This is a genomic window from Microcoleus sp. F10-B2, assembly GCF_036704965.1.
Taxonomy (GTDB): domain Bacteria; phylum Cyanobacteriota; class Cyanobacteriia; order Cyanobacteriales; family Microcoleaceae; genus Microcoleus.
On sequence record NZ_JAUBTB010000042.1, the window covers coordinates 17118 to 36830 of the forward strand.

The 19713-nt window shown below is 44.8% G+C and carries 17 protein-coding genes; 9 read left to right on the plus strand and 8 right to left on the minus strand.

What is annotated here, in order from left to right; genetic code table 11:
• Positions 1-8: 8 nt before the first annotated feature.
• The 4 genes from QUA99_RS17475 to QUA99_RS17490 form a co-directional block, all read right to left on the minus strand.
• A complete protein-coding gene (locus QUA99_RS17475) occupies positions 9-2462 on the minus strand; it encodes a dynamin family protein (RefSeq protein ID WP_333238991.1) in 2454 nt (817 codons plus the stop codon).
• Between the two features lie 53 nt (positions 2463-2515).
• Complete coding sequence (locus tag QUA99_RS17480; RefSeq protein WP_333238993.1) at positions 2516-2746, minus strand: type II toxin-antitoxin system HicB family antitoxin; 231 nt, start codon at positions 2744-2746, stop codon at positions 2516-2518.
• A gap of 77 nt (positions 2747-2823) precedes the next feature.
• Positions 2824-3621: a PIN domain-containing protein gene (locus tag QUA99_RS17485; RefSeq protein ID WP_333238995.1), complete on the minus strand. Its 798-nt coding sequence runs from the start codon at positions 3619-3621 to the stop codon at positions 2824-2826.
• Positions 3622-3640: 19 nt separating this feature from the next.
• Positions 3641-4087 (minus strand): helix-turn-helix domain-containing protein, encoded by a 447-nt coding sequence (locus QUA99_RS17490; protein ID WP_333103939.1) that lies wholly within the window; start codon positions 4085-4087, stop codon positions 3641-3643.
• A gap of 369 nt (positions 4088-4456) precedes the next feature.
• Between QUA99_RS17490 and purB the strand changes: the two genes are divergently transcribed.
• The 3 genes from purB (at position 4457) to QUA99_RS17505 (ending at position 7560) form a co-directional block, all read left to right on the plus strand.
• Positions 4457-5752 (plus strand): adenylosuccinate lyase, encoded by a 1296-nt coding sequence (purB, locus tag QUA99_RS17495; RefSeq protein ID WP_333238997.1) that lies wholly within the window; start codon positions 4457-4459, stop codon positions 5750-5752.
• A 169-nt stretch (positions 5753-5921) separates the two neighbouring features.
• Positions 5922-6761 (plus strand): Uma2 family endonuclease, encoded by an 840-nt coding sequence (locus QUA99_RS17500; RefSeq protein ID WP_333238999.1) that lies wholly within the window; start codon positions 5922-5924, stop codon positions 6759-6761.
• Between the two features lie 73 nt (positions 6762-6834).
• Positions 6835-7560, plus strand: a complete 726-nt coding sequence (locus QUA99_RS17505; RefSeq protein WP_333239001.1) for a M15 family metallopeptidase — start codon at positions 6835-6837, stop codon at positions 7558-7560.
• Positions 7561-7652: 92 nt separating this feature from the next.
• Here QUA99_RS17505 and QUA99_RS17510 read toward each other — a convergent pair whose 3' ends face one another.
• Positions 7653-8495 (minus strand): SH3 domain-containing protein, encoded by an 843-nt coding sequence (locus QUA99_RS17510; protein WP_333239003.1) that lies wholly within the window; start codon positions 8493-8495, stop codon positions 7653-7655.
• Positions 8496-8882: 387 nt separating this feature from the next.
• On the opposite strand from QUA99_RS17510, the gene QUA99_RS17515 reads away from it, so the two are divergent.
• Positions 8883-10250: an NACHT domain-containing protein gene (locus tag QUA99_RS17515; RefSeq protein WP_333239005.1), complete on the plus strand. Its 1368-nt coding sequence runs from the start codon at positions 8883-8885 to the stop codon at positions 10248-10250.
• Positions 10251-10307: 57 nt separating this feature from the next.
• Here the strand turns inward: QUA99_RS17515 and QUA99_RS17520 are convergent, their stop codons facing one another.
• The gene (locus QUA99_RS17520; protein WP_333239007.1) at positions 10308-11003 is read right to left on the minus strand and encodes a Uma2 family endonuclease; all 696 of its coding nucleotides are present in this window, start codon (positions 11001-11003) and stop codon (positions 10308-10310) included.
• A 218-nt stretch (positions 11004-11221) separates the two neighbouring features.
• On the opposite strand from QUA99_RS17520, the gene QUA99_RS17525 reads away from it, so the two are divergent.
• The 4 genes from QUA99_RS17525 to QUA99_RS17540 all read left to right on the plus strand — a co-directional run bounded on the left by QUA99_RS17525 (position 11222) and on the right by QUA99_RS17540 (position 15400).
• Positions 11222-12205 (plus strand): alpha-ketoacid dehydrogenase subunit beta, encoded by a 984-nt coding sequence (locus QUA99_RS17525; RefSeq protein WP_333239010.1) that lies wholly within the window; start codon positions 11222-11224, stop codon positions 12203-12205.
• 144 nt (positions 12206-12349) lie between these two features.
• Positions 12350-13747 (plus strand): protein translocase subunit SecD, encoded by a 1398-nt coding sequence (gene secD, locus QUA99_RS17530; RefSeq protein ID WP_333239012.1) that lies wholly within the window; start codon positions 12350-12352, stop codon positions 13745-13747.
• Positions 13748-13963: 216 nt separating this feature from the next.
• Complete coding sequence (gene secF, locus QUA99_RS17535) at positions 13964-14932, plus strand: protein translocase subunit SecF (RefSeq protein WP_333239014.1); 969 nt, start codon at positions 13964-13966, stop codon at positions 14930-14932.
• An 81-nt stretch (positions 14933-15013) separates the two neighbouring features.
• Positions 15014-15400 (plus strand): hypothetical protein, encoded by a 387-nt coding sequence (locus QUA99_RS17540; RefSeq protein ID WP_333239016.1) that lies wholly within the window; start codon positions 15014-15016, stop codon positions 15398-15400.
• A 191-nt stretch (positions 15401-15591) separates the two neighbouring features.
• On the opposite strand, the gene QUA99_RS17545 is transcribed toward QUA99_RS17540, so the two are convergent.
• Together QUA99_RS17545 and QUA99_RS17550 are read right to left on the minus strand one after the other, a co-directional pair.
• Positions 15592-17076, minus strand: coding sequence for an ATP-binding protein (locus QUA99_RS17545; protein WP_333239018.1), 1485 nt, complete (start codon positions 17074-17076; stop codon positions 15592-15594).
• Positions 17077-17509: 433 nt separating this feature from the next.
• A complete protein-coding gene (locus QUA99_RS17550) occupies positions 17510-17677 on the minus strand; it encodes a hypothetical protein (RefSeq protein WP_333343444.1) in 168 nt (55 codons plus the stop codon).
• Positions 17678-18645: 968 nt separating this feature from the next.
• Here QUA99_RS17550 and QUA99_RS17555 point away from each other — a divergent pair.
• Positions 18646-19044, plus strand: coding sequence for a DUF4342 domain-containing protein (locus tag QUA99_RS17555; protein ID WP_333239020.1), 399 nt, complete (start codon positions 18646-18648; stop codon positions 19042-19044).
• The last annotated feature ends 669 nt before the right edge of the window (positions 19045-19713 follow it).

A 19713-nucleotide genomic window follows, 5' to 3' on the forward strand; every position in this document is an offset into this window, starting at 1 on the left:
AAATTGAGTTAATTCCTTAAGCCCTTGGCGGCGCTTAAATTTTGGTTTTGTATTAATGGTTTTGTCTGACTCAGAAGTTCATTAGCCTTCTCTTTCAACTTATCCACCTGTAATTTATCATTACCAACTGAAAATGATTCAAGCGCTTGCTTTAATTCTTTCAGTGTTTCTAAAGGTAAAGCTTGAGCTTTTAGTGATTGCTCCAAATCCTTCCTATAATCACCTAGAAGAGAGTCTAGATCATCAAAGTACCTTTTAATTTGTTGATCCAATGATTGCTCAATCAATCGGTTAGATTGTTCTTGAATTTCTTCGACTTTATTGTCAAAGAATTTAACTATTTCACCCTTAAAAAGGATTATGTTAACTGTATATCTTTCTTTATATACATGTTTGTCTAAGTTCACACCGAACCAACCAAAAAAGGTGCTAACTCCACCATAAATTGCGCTCAGTATTGGATGGTTAGCTACCATTGCCACTAAACGAGCACCAAACTGCACCAACAAACCACCAAATGCTCCTTCTAACAATGCTGTGAGTAAATCAGATAATCCATACCCTCTGAATTCAAGCTCAGGGGTATTCACTTCTATGTAAATATCAACTAGCTTGAGTATATCTGGCTTAAAAATAACATCAAAATCTCTTTTTAACCGCTCTCGAGCGCGTTCAATAATAGGCTTAGTTTCATTATCTAGTAACTGGGATAATTTTTGAATCCTGCCTTCTGTCTGTTTATCCGTCTGTTTACAAGCGACATCCAATTGACGTTCAATAATTTGCTTCGCCGAAGCTGCTATTTGCTCAGCGAATAGCTTGGCATCTTGCTTACTATCAAATTCAAATTCATCTTTATCTCTATTAAAGATGTTGGATATGTCGTCCAACCACTTGGAAAATACTGTTATAGCAGAATCTAAAACATACTTTTTCAAGAGTGTGTCAAGTTCGTTTTTTACTTCTTTTTTGAGGGTTTCTAGGTTGGCGTTTACGGTTTCCTTTATTTCCTTTTTTGTTTGGGCAACCTTTTCATCTAGATTCGGACGGCAATCAGCTAGACTAGAAAGCTCATTCTTAAGATCCTCCATTGCTTGCTGGAGCTTTTCAGCATTACTGTTAATGTAAGTCAGGTCATTTTTTGCATTATTACATAAATCATTTAGATGAATAAGACAACGATTCAAGGCAAACTCCATGCAGCGGGGGGCAACTTGTCGCAAAATTACATTAATTGCTTCTTCCAGAAAAGATGCAAACTTTGATGCTTTCCAAAGTCTTACCGCTTTCTTTTGTAATTCCTCTACAGTTGCATCCTTGAGTTCATCCTCCCAATCAACAGGCCAGACTTCTCTAGCTAATGCTTCGGCAGCTTCAGGATCTTGAATATCTTGACTACTCAGAGATGATTGACGAAGAAAATCCTTAGCGCAGAATGCTTGCCTAGCAGAAACTTCAAATACGCGGTCTGTGTTGGCAAGTTGGAGGTTATTAGCAACAAATTGTTTTACCATTTCGGTATCTATGTCACCTCGACGACGCTCATCGATTTTATTAACTAAAACATATAAATTTTTTTGACTGCTTGTTCTAATAACTTTGTGAACTTCTGCTTTAATCTTTTCGGCTGCTTCAGCCCTCAATTCAGTGAAATTCAGGACAAGTAGCACAAGTTGGCTACGCTTAAGTTGCTTGGAAACTACAATTTCTAGCTTTTCGCTGACTCCGGCTTCACTTGGCCCAGGCGTATCAACGATTACAAGATTACCTAGCTTCTCTAGTTGTTGATTTTGCTCTGTTCTGAAAAAAGGAGTTTCGATAGATGGAATGTCATTGTCATTGAGCAACTGGAGAGGATCTTGATCTTGGGATACTGCCAGAATGTTGCAAAGACGGATAATATGATTCAACTCTGTCAGGATCTTGTTGATATTCTTACTGCCAGAGATTTCTTCGGAAATTCCAAAATCTCTATCACTGTGGATTTCTTGGAGTAAACTTGCTAAATGCGGATATTCACCAGTCTGCTTAAGAACTTCTTCCATCCCTTTCTGCTCAATTTCCAGCCTGATAGCCTCCAATGCTTTCTTAAATGCTTCACAGATTCTAGGACTCAATTTTAGAATCGGCTCTGCTGCATTTTCTTTCAATACAATCTCTGTTGGCAGTGTTGTCATCGCTGTAGCAGAACTTGGCAGGAGTTCTTGACCAATAATGGCATTAATAATTTTGGATTTGCCAGCATTCATCGGTGCGGCAATAGCCATTCTGAGTTTTAGGTCTGTGACTGTACCAATCTCCTTTGCAATTTCCTGTTGATATATCTGGTACTTGTTTTCTGAGCTATCCTCAGACTTAAGTTCTTTGCTAGCGCGACCCATCAGAGTGCTAACTTCTTGTAACAGGGCAATTACCTGTCTTTGCAGGTCTTGAACATTTGGCTTTGAGGCTTGAGAAGTCATAGGCTTTTTAGTTGGTGTTTATGTTGAATGGTAGCAGAGATTGTATAACAACTTTAAGCAATTTGTAGTCGTTTCCCCAACGTGTGAGGTTCTGGTAGAGGTTTGCCGTCTTCTTGATAGAGTTCAATCAATGTTTCTAACAATTCTTGTCCGTGTTTTGCTGCTTCCTCGTAAGTGTGTCCGTGAGTGCAAGGCTGCTTGACATCGGTAAACTCCGGCAAACTGACAACAAAAAGTCGATCTTCTTGTGACCACTGGATGATGAGACTGTAACGGCTATTCATCTTGTAGCTCCTTTAGCTTCTGCAAATCGGTTATTTTAATCAGCTTGTTGCTCCTCAACCCTATTTATTGTTAATTCTCAATCCAAGCTTTGAGCAAATATTTTTAATGCTTTGACATCCTCTGATGAGATATTCCCCTCAATTTCCTGATTCTGAAATCGTAGAATTTCACCTCTACCATCTTTCGCACTAATTGTAAGTGTTTTTTCTTGCTGCCAAATACGATACCGCTCTCCCTCAAGAAATTTACCGCCTTCAGGTATTTGTCTGCCGTAGTTCCTTAAGACTGTTTCCGCAGTTTGCACAATATCTAGACTATATTCATATAACAAAATATCACTAGCAAATTTGGGCATACCTGCTTTTTTTTCCAAAAATTCAAGTAATTCAGCAACAGTCTTCGGAGGTTTTTTGTACCTTTCCGACTGTTGCCGTAATAATCTCACTATTAAGTCCGGGTATTCGTCAAATAGCTCGCTCATAAACTCATCAGGTGACAGCGATTTGATGTTCCAAGGAGCTAAATCCTTTTCTTTGAAATCCGCGAGATTGCTGGTAACAATAACATCAGCATTTGCTGTTACAGCAGCAGCAAGAACATGACGGTCTTTAGGGTCATTTTTCATGATTTGCTCTAAGCCGACAGGTACTTCAATTATTGCTTCTGGAAAGGCTGCATTGATTTCCGCTTCAAGATGGATTGCTTTCTCCTGGCATAATATCCCTTGGCGGACAAGGTTGCTCATTGCTTCATCAAGGATTTTCTGCGACCAATACGGTAAATACAGACCTGCCTCGGCGGTGGAAAGCAGAGTATCGCGCAGATACATAGGAAACAGGACACAAGCATCGAGGACAACACTAAGCTTAGACATATTAATGTTGGAATTATTTCTATGCCTCGTACAAACCAGCTTCTTCAGTCATCTCGATTAGCCGATCCAAGTGTTTGCGACGTTTGTTGTCTCGATGTTCTTTATATAAAGTTAAATCCTCCAAACGAATACGTCTATGCTTTCCTACTTTGATACAAGGAATTTCTCCCTGGTCTAGTAACTTGACCAGAAATGGTCGGGATACATTCAGAATATCAGCAGCTTCTTGTGTTGTCAGTTCGTGATTGTGAGGTACTAGAGAGATAGCTTGACCTGATGCCATTGCACGCACAACCTGACGCAAAATGCTGTAGACTGATTCAGGAATTACTATCTCTTCTCCGTTACTTCCGACTAATTTTGGTTGTGCAAATTCGTGGCTGAGAATCCGATCTAATTTTGCTATTTCTTCTTGTTTTTGTTCAGGAATCAAAACTGACTCAAGCGATGCTTTTTGGTTCAACATAATTAATATCTTTTTTGATGTGATTGTTTTTGAAGCACAGAGTCAATATGGTGGTATAAGTTGGTATAATCAGCGGTTTAAACCGCTGATTATACCAGACCCCGTTTTATTTGTCAGCAGACAGAAGCTGCGATAGAGGAAAACCTGTGCAGCCATTGCTGGAAGGGGTATGTAAGTATTTGGCCGGCATATACTTGGTTGTTTCCTTTACGATAACACTTACTGTGCTATAAACGCAATATCCGAAACAAACGAAATATTCAAACTCAGAAGAGGGATAGTTCGATCGCCCCAAATTCCCCATCCCGACTCAAGACGGAGGCCTCGCAGAGGTACAATAGGACGATCGCATTCCCCAAAACTCCCACCGTGATAGAGCGCTACACCTTGCCCGAAATGGGCAACATCTGGACTGAAACCGCCAAACTGAAAAGCTGGCTGCAAGTAGAAATCGCTGTCTGCGAAGCTCAAGCCGAACTCGGCTACATCCCCGCCGCCGCAGTCGAAGAAATCAAAGCTAAGGCTAATTTTGACCCGAAACGAGTCCTCGAAATAGAAGCCGAAGTCCGCCACGACATGATCGCCTTCTTGACAAATGTCAACGAATATGTAGGCGATGCCGGACGCTACATTCACCTCGGCTTAACCAGTTCCGATGTGCTCGATACCGCTTTGGCGCTGCAATTAGTCGCCAGCGTCAATATCTTGTTAGAACGTGTCGAAGAATTGAGTCAAGCTATTCGCTATCAGGCTCAACAGCATCGCAATACCGTCATGGTTGGCCGATCGCACGGAATTCACGCCGAACCCATCACCTTTGGCTTTAAACTAGCAGGATGGCTGGCAGAAGTCTTTCGCAACCGCGCCCGATTGGTGAATTTGCGATCGTCCATTGCAGTCGGCAAAATCTCCGGCGCCGTCGGAACCTATGCTAATATTGACCCGCGAATTGAAGCGATCGCCTGTCAAAACCTCGGACTCGAACCCGATACCGCATCCACTCAAGTCATTTCGCGCGATCGACACGCCGAATACGTCCAAACCTTAGCACTGTTAGCAGCATCGATCGAGCGTTTTGCAGTAGAAATTCGCAACCTGCAACGCACCGACGTTCTCGAAGTCGAAGAGTTCTTTTCCAAAGGGCAAAAAGGCTCATCCGCCATGCCCCACAAACGCAACCCGATTCGATCGGAAAGACTGACAGGGATGGCGAGAATTGTCCGCGCCAACGCCGTCGCAGCCTTAGAAAACGTTGCACTTTGGCACGAACGAGACATCTCTCACAGTTCCGTAGAACGGATGATTTTGCCCGACAGTTCTACAGTAACTCACTTCATGTTAGTAGAAACCACAGACTTAGTAAAACACCTGCTAGTCTATCCCGAAAACATGAAACAAAACATGAACCTTTACGGCGGAGTCATCTTCAGCCAGCGGGTGATGTTAGCCTTAGTAGAAAAAGGCACGAGTCGCGAAGAAGCCTACAAAATTGTGCAATCTTGTGCTCACGAAGCTTGGAACAAACCGGGCGGCAATTTCTACAATTTAATTGCTAAGGACGATCGGGTAACAGCTAAGATGACGACCAAAGAAATAGATGATTGTTTCGATCCGCAGTATCAATTGAGGCACTTAGATTTAGTGTATCAGCGCTTGGGAATTTGAAGAAATTGGGAATTTTCTAGCTAAAGGGACTTAGACATTTTCACCTCAGTTTTTGTCTAAGTCCCACTACGTTATGTCAAAACCTGCTTCGATCGACACAATTGCAGCAGCAATCGCTATGCTGTGAACAGAGCATCAGTCCCGATCGCCAATCGATCGCGTACCCGTCATGACCCAAAGCCTTAGTCCTATAACCCCAGTCCGCGCCTTCCCAGATCACACGCAACTCCCCGAATCCGACGGCACGTTTGTGAAAAACTTCCAAGAACATCCTCAGTGTATCCTGCTCACCGACTCCCTGGGAACCACGCTGCAAACCCTCCACCCCGACGGAATGTATGCGATCGGGCAAGATAGTGGCATCTACTGGCGCGAAACCGACCCACCAGAACGCGGAGCCGAAGCTCCCGACTGGTTCTACGTCCCCAATGTTCCACCCCTGGTAGATGGAGAAATTCGTCGCTCTTACGTGTTGTGGCGCGAGTATATGGTGCCGCTAATTGCGATCGAGCTTGCTAGTGGAAATGGTTCGGAAGAACGCGATAATACTCCTTTATCTCGCAGCTCAGAAGGTGTCACTCAGAAGCCTGGAAAGTTCTGGGTATACGAGCAGATTATTCGGATTCCCTACTACGCTATCTACATCATCAAAACCGGTGAACTAGAAGTCTACAACTGGGTGAATACTCGTTATATTCGCTTGGAACCAAACGAGCGCGGACACTACTCGATCGAACTAATGGGAGTGGAGTTGGGTGTATGGGAAGGTAGTTATCAAAATCAAACACAGCGATGGTTGCGCTGGTGGGATAACCAGGGTAATTTGTTGCTGATTGGAAGCGAACAAGCCCGACTCGAACGCCTTAATACCGAACAGGAACGCCAACGAGCTGAAGCTGAGAGCCAACGGGCTGAAGCTGAGAGCCAACGAGCCGATCGGGAACAGCAACAAAAAGAACGATTAGCGGCTTATTTGCGATCGCAGGGTATTGATCCCGATCTGATTTGATCCTTGGCGATCGGTGTGTTGCATTTAGCTTTTGGTTGTAATCTACTCTCTAAGACTAACAATCAGAACAGCTATGAAATTTAATCGTTTTGGAAAATACCCGATCGCATTTATGCTAGTGTTGCTATGTGCGATCTGTCTGCACCATACAACATTTGTCCGCGCCCAGGAGCCGCCACAAGTGCAAATTACCCAAGCAGAACCAAACCCAGTAGTACCTGAAAATATTTTCATGAGTCAACTTCCCAGTGGGGCGCGACTGGTTGACATCCGCACCGTAAATCCCAACATTCGCCTCGATATTCGCTACGCAACTACTAACAATTTCTTGAAACGAAAACTTTACCCTATATCGAAATGCGCTTTGAGAAGTTCTGTTGCTCAAAAGTTAGCGCTAGTTCAAACAGATTTGGAAAAAATCGGATTGGGTTTGAAAGTTTACGATTGCTACAGACCTTTCTCTGTCACTAAGCAAATGTGGCAAGCTTGGCCAGATCCGCGCTATGTTGCTAATCCTGCTAGGGGTTCGCGGCACAATCGCGGTGCTGCTATTGATTTGACTTTAGTCGATCGCACTGGCAAAGAATTAGAAATGCCCACACCTTACGATGATTTTACCGAAAAAGCTCACGCAGATTATCAAGGCGGCAGCGCCCAATCTCGGAAAAATCGTCAAGTGCTTAAGGATGCAATGAAAAAACACGGATTTATCGGTATCACAACCGAATGGTGGCACTTTGACTCGGAAGATTGGCAGAAATTTGCGATTCTTGATATCTCGCTGGGAACGATTCCTTAATTATACTATTTATTAAAAGGTAGGGACACGGCACTGCCGTGTCCTCCGGGTAGGGACACGGCACTGCCGTGTCCCTACAGATGTCAGGGAAATTATCGCAATTTTACCGAAAATTCGTATTCGTATCCCCGGAAATTTGAATCTAATTGTAATGTGTAATTGCCTGTTACTGGCACTTTTCCAGTCCACTCTGTTTCATTGCCTTGATAAGGATCTCCTGCTAAAAGTTTGCCGCTGGGAGTTATAATTTGTGGGAAAACATCTTGCCGATTCCTAACAGTCATTGTTTGACCTTTTCTAGCGCGAATCCGGTAAGAATGGCTGCCGCCACCAATAATTCGACCTTTGACGATCGCCTCATCTCCTCCCGGCAGAAAATTAATCTGCTGGTTGACGTTAGAACAACTGCTTTCGGTGCGTCTTTTCGCAATCCAACCGGGAACTGGATCGGTAATTCGCAGCCAACCGTTTTGTTCTTCGGCGACTGAAACAAAGGTATTATTTTTAAGTTTTCCTACTATTTGGCTGCCCCTTACTTGCGGGATCGATCGCACGTTTAGCGGTGGATTCGGATCGCTGACTACAGCTTGGCTGATTTTGCAACCCGAATTTGGCGGTGTGACAACTACTGGCTCAACTTTTCGCGGAGAGACTCCTGCAACTAGCGAGGATTGAAGTGCTGGGGTTTTGGCAGGTTGGGCTTCGGATTTCAGAGATTCCGCAGCCTGGGTTTTTGGTTGCAGAGATTCTGGTTGCCGAGATTCGGGATTGTTCGTCGGCGCTGCAATGGGGTTTCTGGTGGATGCCGGGGATTCTGCAAGGGGAGGATTGGATTGTTTCATCGCACCCGACTGTATAGTTGCAGCAGCCACTCCCACCGCTGTTGCCAGTCCTGCTAAGCTTACCGTGATGATTTGACCCTTCGTAAATGACATAAAAAACCCTCTCTGTATCTATACTAATAATTTTTGTTTGGGAGTTGGGGCGATCGCCAGTTAATTTATAGTGGAAATACCTAGTGCGGGCCACAGGGTCATTCGATTGCGCGATTTTAGATTTTGGATTTTGGATTGACCCCAGGGATAAATTCGGGGGCTTGAGGATTTTAGATTTTGGATTTTGGATTGATTCCACGGATAAATCCAGGGGCTTGTACCACCTTTGAAATTCGCTGGTCAGGATTTTTAGATAAAATTTCAGATCCATAATCGTCGCAATAATTTGAGTCAATATATACTGGACGCCTATACTGATGGTAATCTTGCTCTGGGGTATTTGCGCGCAAATTTGCGAAGGTAAGCGTTCAGCGCGAGGTACATAAAATGTCAAAATTGATTCCTCTAAGATTACAACCGCCTCGCGATCGATTGTTGGAGGAGGTGAAGCAGGAAGTCCAAGCAGGACGATCGCAGTCTTTGCACGCTGCTGTGCTGGCTAACCTCAGTCAAGACTCGTCGCCTGTTGGTGTTAACCGCTTTTGGGATGTGGAAGTGAAAGCAGGCAACCGTCCGAGTTTTCGGCTTCCTCCCAAAGCCAGCATTGCTAAAGTGTTCGATCGCGCCGGCGGCAAATTGGTAATTTTGGGAGCGACGGGTGCAGGCAAAACTACGACGCTGCTAGAATTAGCTCGGGTGTTAGTTGCCCGCGCCCAAAAAGATGCTAGTTTGCCAGTACCAGTGCTGTTTGAACTCGGATCGTGGAAAACAGAATCCGGGGCGATCGCAGATTGGTTAATTGCTCAACTTCACTTCAAATACGGTATCTCTCCTGGTGTCGGCAAAAAATGGCTTGCCGAACAAAAATTGCTGCCTCTCCTCGACGGCTTGGACGAAGTAGAAACCCACCGCCAAAATATCTGCATTCAAGCAATCAATCAGTTTGTTGAAAGCGAATTGAAACCAAAACATTTAGTAGCTTGCAGCAGTTTTGAAGCTTACAAAAACTGCGATACTAGATTTCGCCTGCAAGCAGCGGTTTTATTGAAACCTTTAACAGAAACTCAAATCCAAAATTATCTGCTAGAAGCCAGAAGCCGCGAACTTTGGTACAGCATTGAGAACGAGCCGGAGTTGTTGAAATTGGCAAAAGTTCCCTTGCTTTTGAGCATGATGGCTTTGGCTTACGACGATATTTTAATTGAAGCTTGGAAGCGCATTACTTCCGCCGAAGAACAGCGCAAATATCTGTTAACTGCCTATATTCGCCACCAAATCACCGGGCAAGTCAAGCAGTATCCCAGAGGAAAGGAACTGCGGCCGGAACAAATTCGCCACTGGCTGGGATGGTTGGCGAGAAGGATGGAAGAGCAAGGAATTCAAGAATTTTACCTCGATCGCATACCGTATAGCTGGCTGCAAACAGACGAGGAACGGCGCAAGTATCAGTTTGGAGTTAAGCTGCTTGGCGGGCTGATTTGGGTGATTTTGGGATTAATTGCCAGCCTAGTCTCCGGGTCGATTTGGGGATTGATTGCGGGTGCTGTTGCTGCGGTAATTAGTGCTTTGTTGCCGGGAATTCCGGGGATTGAAAGTTTTATATTGCGCCTGGTGCTGTGGTCTAGCGGCTGCATTCCTTGGGATTACAAGCGTTTTCTCGATGCTGCCACCGATCGCCTGCTGCTGCAAAAAACTGGCGATCGGCGCTATCGATTTATCCACGATTTGTTGCAAAAGCATTTTGCTGAAATATAAATTATCGAGCGCCCGTACTTGATACAGAATAGCGATCGATCGAATTACTGACTGCCATTAGTTCAAATTGTCTGGGTCTACTCCCAACTCTCGCAATCTTTGAGCTAATTGTTGGGCGCGCCGATCTAATTGTTCGGCGCGCTGCGCTTCATGTTTCACTTGTTCTTCAGGTGTCAAATAGCGTTTGCCATCGGCATCGTACCAATACAACCACTCTCTTGTCACCCCAGAATAATTTCCCCTTTCACAACCAATTCCCAAACCGATTTCTGGCATCCAAACAGGATTTCCTGACTGCAGTTCATACTTGCCATTGACTAACTTGTGTACTTCCAAACGCGGTTTACGGCGGCGGGAAGAATAAATCACGTAATAAAGTACGCCTAAAGCTTGATATTCTTCCAATTTCGTGCTGTATTCCTTGCGATAATTTTGGGAAACAACTTCTAGCACGAACAGCGGCATGACATTTTCATCCCACACCACGTAACTGGGACGTAATTCTTCGTCGTAAAACCGTTCTACTCCTAAACTCAAGAAACCATCTGGGACAATAGCTGGCTTGTCAGGGTGATAGTAAACACCCATATCTATCCCAAAAAACCAGTCCATGCGTGACGACCAAAGTATTAGCAAGATTGCTTTTAGCAACCCCGGTATTAGTTCTTGCAGTTCGTTATCCACAGGCGTTTCATCCGAGTCTGGTAGTTCGTCGGCTGACGGCAAGTTCCTCGGCAAGTTGTACTGTAACATTGCTGCTTTCCTCAAAACTAATTCATATTATATAAACGCAAATTACTCTTGAACAAGAGAATAGTTTTTCAATGATTTGACAAAAATAACCAAACATGATAAAGGTATTGCCAATTCTGCACGCTTTAAGTACAAAATGTTCGATCGACTCCTAGATCGACACCCTCGAAAGGTTAAGATTCTAATCTGACCCTCCTGCAATCATTGCTTCACCTCCTATGGCAGAAACCTTATTGTTCAACGCCCTCCGCGAGGCGTTAGACGAAGAAATGGCCCGCGACTCCGCCGTATTCGTACTCGGCGAAGACGTAGGTCAATACGGCGGTTCCTATAAAGTCACCAAAGACCTCTACAACAAATACGGCGAACTTAGAGTGCTCGACACCCCGATCGCCGAAAATAGCTTTACGGGCATGGCAGTAGGCGCAGCAATGACGGGACTCCGGCCGGTCATCGAAGGCATGAACATGGGCTTTTTGCTGCTGGCCTTCAACCAAATTTCCAACAACGCCGGAATGCTGCGCTACACATCCGGCGGCAACTTCAAAATGCCGATGGTAATTCGCGGGCCAGGGGGCGTGGGCCGGCAACTCGGCGCGGAACACTCCCAGCGGTTAGAAGCATATTTCCAAGCCGTACCGGGTTTGAAAATAGTCGCCTGTTCGACTCCCTACAACGCCAAAGGACTCTTAAAATCAGCCATCCGCGACGATAACCCCGTTCTGTTTTTCGAGCACGTCCTTCTTTACAATCTCAAAGAAAATTTGCCAGAAACAGAATATTTAGTGCCGCTGGACAAAGCAGAAATTGTGCGATCGGGCAAAGATGTCACCATCCTGACTTATTCCAGAATGCGGCACCACGTCTTGCAAGCAGTGCCCGCCCTGCTAAAAGAAGGTTACGATCCAGAAGTAATCGACCTCATTTCTCTCAAACCCCTGGACATGGAGACCATCGGCGAATCCATTCGCAAAACTCACAAAGTAATTATTGTAGAGGAGTGCATGAAAACAGGAGGCATCGGTGCCGAATTAATTGCTTCGATTAGCGATCGATTTTTTGACGAGCTCGACGCACCGGTTTTGCGCCTGTCTTCACAAGATATTCCCACACCTTACAACGGGAATTTGGAAAGACTGACAATTGTCCAGCCCGCTCAAATTGTCGAAGCAGTCCAAAAAATGGTAGCTTTGCGAGTATAAATAGTGATTAGTCAATAGTCATTGGTTGACTGTTGACTGTTGACTGATGACTGTTGACGGATGACTGATGACTGTTGACTAAAATCTGCCAACCGCCAACTGCCAACTGACAACTGCCAACTGACCAATGACTAATAATTAAATATGCAAAAACAACGTTCCATATTAGCCCTAATTTTTGTTTTAATCATCGCCGCCATTACTGTAATAGTAACTATTCCGACGCGGCTGGGATTAGACTTGCAAGGAGGGTCGCAACTCACAATTCAGGTAAAAACTACCCCCACAATTCCCAAAATTGACCAGGGAATGTTAGAAGCAGTGCGGCGGATTGTCGAAAACCGCGTTAACGGTTTGGGTGTTTCCGAAGCATTAGTCCAAACAGTAGGAGAAGACCAAATTCTCGTGCAGTTGCCCGGAGTAAATGACCCGCAGCAAGCAGAACGAGTTTTGGGCGGCACGGCCAAGCTAGAATTTCTGGAACAACTGCCCGGAACAGAAGCACAATTAGGCATTGAGAGGCAGTTGCAGCAGGAATTGCTGGTCAAACAAACAGCATTGAAAACTAGCAACAATGAGGCGGCTATTAAAGAAAATCAGGCTGCTTTGAAAAGAAGCAATGAGGCGATCGCCAAACTCTTCAAAAGCAGCGGCCTCGGTGGCGAAAACCTCAAAGACGCTCAACCTCAACCCTTGGCGGCTGGGAACAACTGGAACGTTGCTCTTGTTTTCGATAGCAAAGGAGGCGAACTCTTTGCCCAACTCACTAAAAATTTAGCCGGTACCGGACGCAGTATCGGTATTTTCCTAGACGATAGAATGATCAGTTCTCCAGTCGTCGGCGTTGAATTTGCCCAAACAGGAATTACTGGTGGAAGTGCCGTAATTCAAGGCAACTTTACAACGCAAGAAGCCAACGATTTGGCAGTGCAATTGCGGGGCGGCGCTTTGCCCGTGCCGGTCGAAATTGTAGAAAACCGCACTGTCGGCGCTAGCTTAGGTAGAGACAGCATTCAAAGCAGTATTAACGCAGGTATCGGCGGCTTAATTTTGGTCTTGATTTTCATGGTTGCCTACTATCGACTCCCCGGCGTAATTGCCAATATTGCGCTGTTAATTTATGCTCTGTTAACTTGGGCAGCTTTCGTGCTTTTGGGAGTGACATTAACGCTGCCGGGAATTGCTGGTTTCGTGCTCAGCATCGGGATGGCAGTGGATGCTAACGTGCTGATTTTTGAGCGCACGCGCGAAGAGTTGCGGGCGGGGAAAACGCTTTACCGATCGGTCGAATCTGGTTTTTACCGCGCTTTTTCCAGCATTTTAGACGGCAACGTCACAACAGTTATTGCTTGTGCTGCTTTGTTCGGGTTGGGCGCTGGTTTAGTTAAAGGGTTTGCTGTAACTCTGGCATTGGGCGTAGTAGTGAGTATGTTTACTGCTATTACTTGCAGCCGCACTCTACTTTTAGTAGTGTTGGGCTTTCCGGCCCTGCGAAAACCTCAGTGGTTCTGTCCCGATTTGTCTAAAACTGCTAATAGTTAACTCTTGACTGTTGACTGTTGACTGTTGACTGTTGACAGACTAAGTAAGGTGCGCAGTAGGTAAGGTTCGCAATGCGCATCCTACATTGAGAAATTTTTCTTTCTTCTTCCCTCTTCCTTATTCCCTCTTCCTTATTCCCTCTTCCTTATTCCCTCTTCCTTATTCCCTCTTCCTTCTTCCTTATTCCCTCTTCCTTATTCCCTCTTCCTTCAAATTATGAAATTCAGTGTTATCAAACAGCGATCGCTCTGGTGGAGTATTTCCGCCGCTATAATCCTTGCAGGTATAGTGTCGATGGCAATTTCTTGGACTCGTCCCGATATCCGCGCACCGCTGCGGCCGAGTTTGGACTTTATCGGCGGCACTAGGCTGCAATTTGAACTCGACTGCACGAAACCAGAAAATTGTAAACCCATCGATCTTGCTGCTGTCCGCCAAGTCCTGGACACCCAAGGTTTAGCTGGCAGCAGCATTCAAGTTATCGGCAAAGAACAGCGAGGTTTGTCGTTACGAACAAAAACTTTGGATGTCGAACAGCGGACTAATTTACAAACAGCTTTGAGCGAAAAGATAGGCGCTTTTGCTCCTCAATCTACTCAAATTGATACGGTTGGGCCTACCCTCGGTAAACAATTATTTACTTCGGGATTGTTGGCTTTGTTGCTTTCTTTTGCTGGAATTACGGTTTATCTAACATTCCGGTTTCAGTTGGATTATGCCTTTTTTGCTTTCGTTGCTCTATTCCACGACGTGTTGGTTACTCTTGGTGTTTTCTCGTTTTTGGGTTTAGTTCAAGGAGTGGAAGTTGACAGTTTATTTGTGGTCGCTCTCTTGACAATTATCGGTTTTTCTGTTAACGATACAGTGGTAATTTACGATCGCGTGCGCGAAGTAATCAAGCTAAATCCGGGACAGTCGATCGATCAAATTGTCGATGATGCGGTCATGCAGACCCTGGGAAGGTCAATTAACACGACGATGACAACGCTGCTGACATTGTTTTCAATCTTTTTGTTTGGCGGCGAAACCCTCAAATACTTTGCTTTAGCTTTGATTGTCGGCTTTATTGCGGGTGCGTATTCGAGTATTTTCGTTGCCAGTACGCTGCTAGCTTGGTGGCGCAGTCGCACCGGCAAACCTATCCCCGTCCCCGCAGAAGGAATCAACCAGTCAGAGGAAGTTTAATTGACTGTTGACGGTTAACTGGTGACGGTTAACTTTTGACTGACTAATGACTAATGACTAATGACTAATGACTAATGACTAATGACTAATGAAAACGACGCAAATTTTCAAATAGAAGTCCAAAGGCTTCACAAACTAACAGTTTACGGCCGCTGGTTAACAGTGATATTGCTGTGGATTAGCGTCGGTTCTTTGAGCATTTGGGGTTTGCGCCGCGAAATCGCTTTGTGGTTAGAACACTTCACTTGGGCGGCAGTGCGCTACGGTTTATCTTTTCACCGCTTGCCGACTCTCGGTTTGGGTTTGTGCTTGGGAATGACTTTAGCTGTGCTAACTTGGCAAAGTCGCAATAGAGTGCGAGGATTGCCCCTGCGGGAAAAACAGGGTTTGGAACAAAAAGTTCGCCGCATTCGCCAACAGGGGCCGAGTCATCCTTTGTGGAAGTGGGTTTGCAAAGGTTCGCGGTAGCTGACGGGCTTTATTCTTTAGTCCCAGACGCACTCCAACCTAAGAAACCGGGTTTTTATACCGAATCTGCCCGCTGCAAGCAAATATGAGGGTGAAAAAACCCGGTTTCTGACCACCTTTGAGTAGATGCTAATTATTTTAAATCCGTTAAATCCCGTACATTTCTCGTTGCCGAACTTCTTTCTGCTGTATCACGCAAAGCGAGGCAAAATCTGTGCTGCAGAAGACTGTTGAAGTGGAATTTCGATCGCAAATTCTGCTCCTTTTCCCGGTTCCGAAAAGCACTTCAATTCGCCGCCGTGTTGGTTGACAACAATTTCATAGCTAATCGACAGTCCCAAACCCGTTCCTTGGCCGACGGGCTTAGTAGTAAAAAAAGGGTCAAACAACCGCTTCCGAACATCTTCTGTCATCCCCGGGCCGTTGTCAGAAATTTTAATTATTACCTTTTTTTTCTCAATTAACTCCGTGCGAATCCAAATCGCAGGAAGCAGGCGAGTAGAGTTAGCAATTGATGATTGACTATTTGTACAGGACTCTTTTTGGTCGCCTGCTTGGGACTTTTTATGGCTTGTTTTCTCGACATTTTCGTGTTTGTTCGACTCAACAAGAGCGTAAATGGCATTAACTAAAATATTCATAAATACTTGATTGAGCTGTCCGGGATAGCAATGCACCAGCGGCAAGTCGCTGTATTCTTTGTGAATTGCGATCGCCTCCTGCCCCGGTTTCCCTTTAAGCTGGCTTTGCAACAGCATAATCGTGTTGTTGATACCGTCGTGAATGTTGACCTGCTTCATTTGGGCTTCGTCTAACCTGCAAAAATTCCGCAGCGACAAAACAATGTCGCGCACTCTTTCTGCACCTTGCTGCATGGAATTTAACACTTTCGGCAAGTCTTCAACTAAATAATCGAGTTCGATTTTTTCTGCTTCTGCTTCAATTGCTGCGATGGATTCGGGACAGTGCTGTCGGTAGAGGTCGAGCATCCGCATTAAACCTTGCGTGTACTCTTTAGCGTGGTGCAAATTACTGTATATAAAGCCGATCGGATTGTTGATTTCGTGAGCTACTCCTGCTACTAACTGCCCCAAAGAAGACATTTTCTCGGTTTGAATTAATTGAGTTTGAGTGCGCTGAAGTTCCAGCAGGGCAAGTTCTAGCTGTTGGGCTTGATGTCTCAATTGCGCTTGCGACTCGCGCATCGCCACTGTTGATAATTCGTGAATTTGCAACTGAGAAAGCAGCAGTTGATGTACGTCTAAAAGTTTGTAAGTTTCGGGTTCTACTTGTACTACAATGGGTTCGTGGATTAGTTCGGGCGATCGCTCCAAAGACTGCCGCACGGCCGTCATAATCGAGGTTTCGCGATCGAGAACCAACATATCAGTTTTAGTAAAGCGGTAAAGTATGAACAAAGGCTGTTGAGAAAATAACTCCAAACTGTAGGGGCGGCTCATGTGTTCAAAATAACGCCGCCGCGAAATCATCCCTGTAAACTTTCCTTGCTGAGTAATGATTATGCCGGGAACTAAAGGGTTTGCTTGAAAAATTTTAGCAACTTCGTCCCCCGGACGGTCAGACTCTAGGAGAAAGTCGTACAGGGTTAATTCCTGTAGAGTCGATCGCAAACCAAGCGGCGATTTCAGGGGACTCAACCCGTCAGTTTCATACACTGCTCCCTCCTTTGGTAATTGGCAGTAGCGGTTGGCTGCTGGAGTCTTGCCTGCTATTTAGACTGCCTTTTCAACTCTTTTTATAGCTCGGTCATCAACTTCCCTCTGCTCGCTCGAATCCAGTTAACTCAGCAGGATTTTCTTTGCCTTAAATCGTGCTGGTATCCCCCGAAACGATATTGCAGGTTAGATTGATTTAACAGCAGACACCCGTTTGAAACGTGACTATGTAGTAAATTTTATATATCCAAGCTTCTACTAATCCGAATATAACACTCATAACTATTGTTAATGTTTGAGGACATTAATTTGCTTCAGATTGACAGACACCTGCAACTTGTGGCAGTAAATTGGGTATTACCCGTTGCGTAAAATTATATTACAATAAGACAAGAATAGCGACAAGTCAGCAGCCGATCGCCTATTTGAGAAATCACGCCAAATCCGTGTCGGGGAATTGCCAAGAAATCTCAATTGTCAGTTGTTTCGCACAAATGCCGATCGCACTCAACCCAGGGATTGTATTGTAGGTAGTCTTCGCACTAGGGACAGCCGATTGCGAGCAATTTGTCAAGTTCGGCAGCTTATACTTTAGCCGCATCAAGACTCCAAAGCTTCACAGACAAATTTTTTCCGGCAGATCCTAAAGTTGTGCGATCGCAACTAGAACTCACATTCACACATCCGCTTGATGTGCTTTAAAAGTTTGCAAAAAAGTACCGTCGGGCCGCCAACTCGATCTTCAAATTTTGTCGCTGGCAAATCGGATACGGAGAATAAAGAGGAAGCAGAAGGAAATAATTTTATTTTACCCGACTTTTCCCCAAGCTCAACTTCAATTTGAGGAAGTTGGTTTGGTTGCGATATTGCGATCGCAGTTACTTCTCCTCCCCCTTTATTTTAGGCAATTCTCATTAGAAACTCTAAGATGTTGATTTGATGAGGAAGCTCAGGGGGTCGGGTTTGGTTTGGCGATCGCACTGAGCTAAATTGAAATGACATTTGAGGAAAGTAAGCGACGGTTTCCATGTGCGGTTTGCCGAACTAAATGTGCTAACTCTATACACGGGCTGACGATCGCACTTTCAGTACAATGTCAGTATTTCAACCTGTACACCTGTTGAGTCTGAGTCTCTGAGAGTGTGAATCTCCCTCTAATCCTTTGACTGTCAGGATCTGAGGTTTTTGAAGACTGCAGCCGTGCGAGGCTCAGAGGCTGACAGTTAACCAAGCAGCACAAGGCGAGTCGGCAGCTAACGCCCGCGCAGGCAGGATTTTAGGCTCTCGCCGCCAATCAATTTTAGATTGTAGATTTTAGATTGTAGATTGTAGAAAGCGACCCTACTGATAAATCCGGGGGCTTGCGATGAGGATTCCGAGCTTTTTTCTCCCTCCCGGCATGAATCCGGGGGTCCCGGACGAAATTGCTTGATTGTCAAAGATGAACAAAGAAAAGCACGACAGCAGCCGCAATATCACCCAAAAGAATGATTGATCTAAAAAAAGTTGCGTGTTATGTTTCTAAATAATTCTATACAAAAATACTTTTACCTAAAAGGAGAACAAAAAATGGACACACCTACAGATCGCGAACAAGAACCTGTCGGGGCAAGAGAACTCGAATCAATACCTGTATCGGAAAAAGTTTCTGCCCAAAAAGTTAGTGAGGTTAATTTTGAAACGACTCCTTTAGAAACCCCTGCTTATACTCAGCAAAAAGTTAGCGTCGAGGAGTTGAAGATTAACGGCGACGATTTGGTTGCTAAAGTTAAAGAACTGATGCACGAAGGCCATATCCGCCGCATCATTATCAAAAATGAAGAGGGACGGATCTTAGTAGAAGTTCCTCTGACAGTAGGAGTAGTCGGCGGAGTAATCGGTGCGGCTTTGTTTCCAGTCATTGCAGCAGTAGGAGCGATAGGTGCATTAGTCGCTCACCTGACCATCATCATTGAAAGAACAGAGTAAAAAAACTCAGTTGTTAGTAATAGTTGATGTCCGGTTAATTTCCCCTAATCAAGCTTGTTGGTAGTGAGTACGCTCTTCATCTCTTTCTGGAGCCGAAAAAACTTGCCTTGATTACTACTAACGTAATAATGGTTATATAACCGGACTTAAACAAATTTCAAGCCCAAACTGGCTTTATAAATAGATGGCTGGTAACTGTTACTACTTCATTCTGAGTTTTCCAGATTTCACGTCATCTATTGCCTTCCCACTCCGGCAGTAAAGTTGCTACTTTTAAGGGCGATCTCAATCATCTACGATCGAGCTAAATCCTCGACTAATCCTGGTGTGGTGACACTGATTCATTACCTCCAGACGGCGTTGATTCATTTGACTGAATGACCAAGGCGCTGCCTTTAAAAAAGTGTATAATTTGAGATAAATTACTCCGATGCTATAGCAATCCTAAATCATTTGTGAATTTCTTACTCCCTCCCCGCGGGTTCGGGGAGGGTTGGGGTGGGGTAAAAATTTTACGACTCCTGCAAGGATTGCTATATGTGCCACCATCTGCAAGAGATTTTTTGGCTCCATTTCTCCCAATAATCCGCATAAATAGTTCCTAAACTCCCCTTTTTGGGCTTGATGACGAAAGATATCGTCAAATCTTTGACACAATCGATCGAAGCA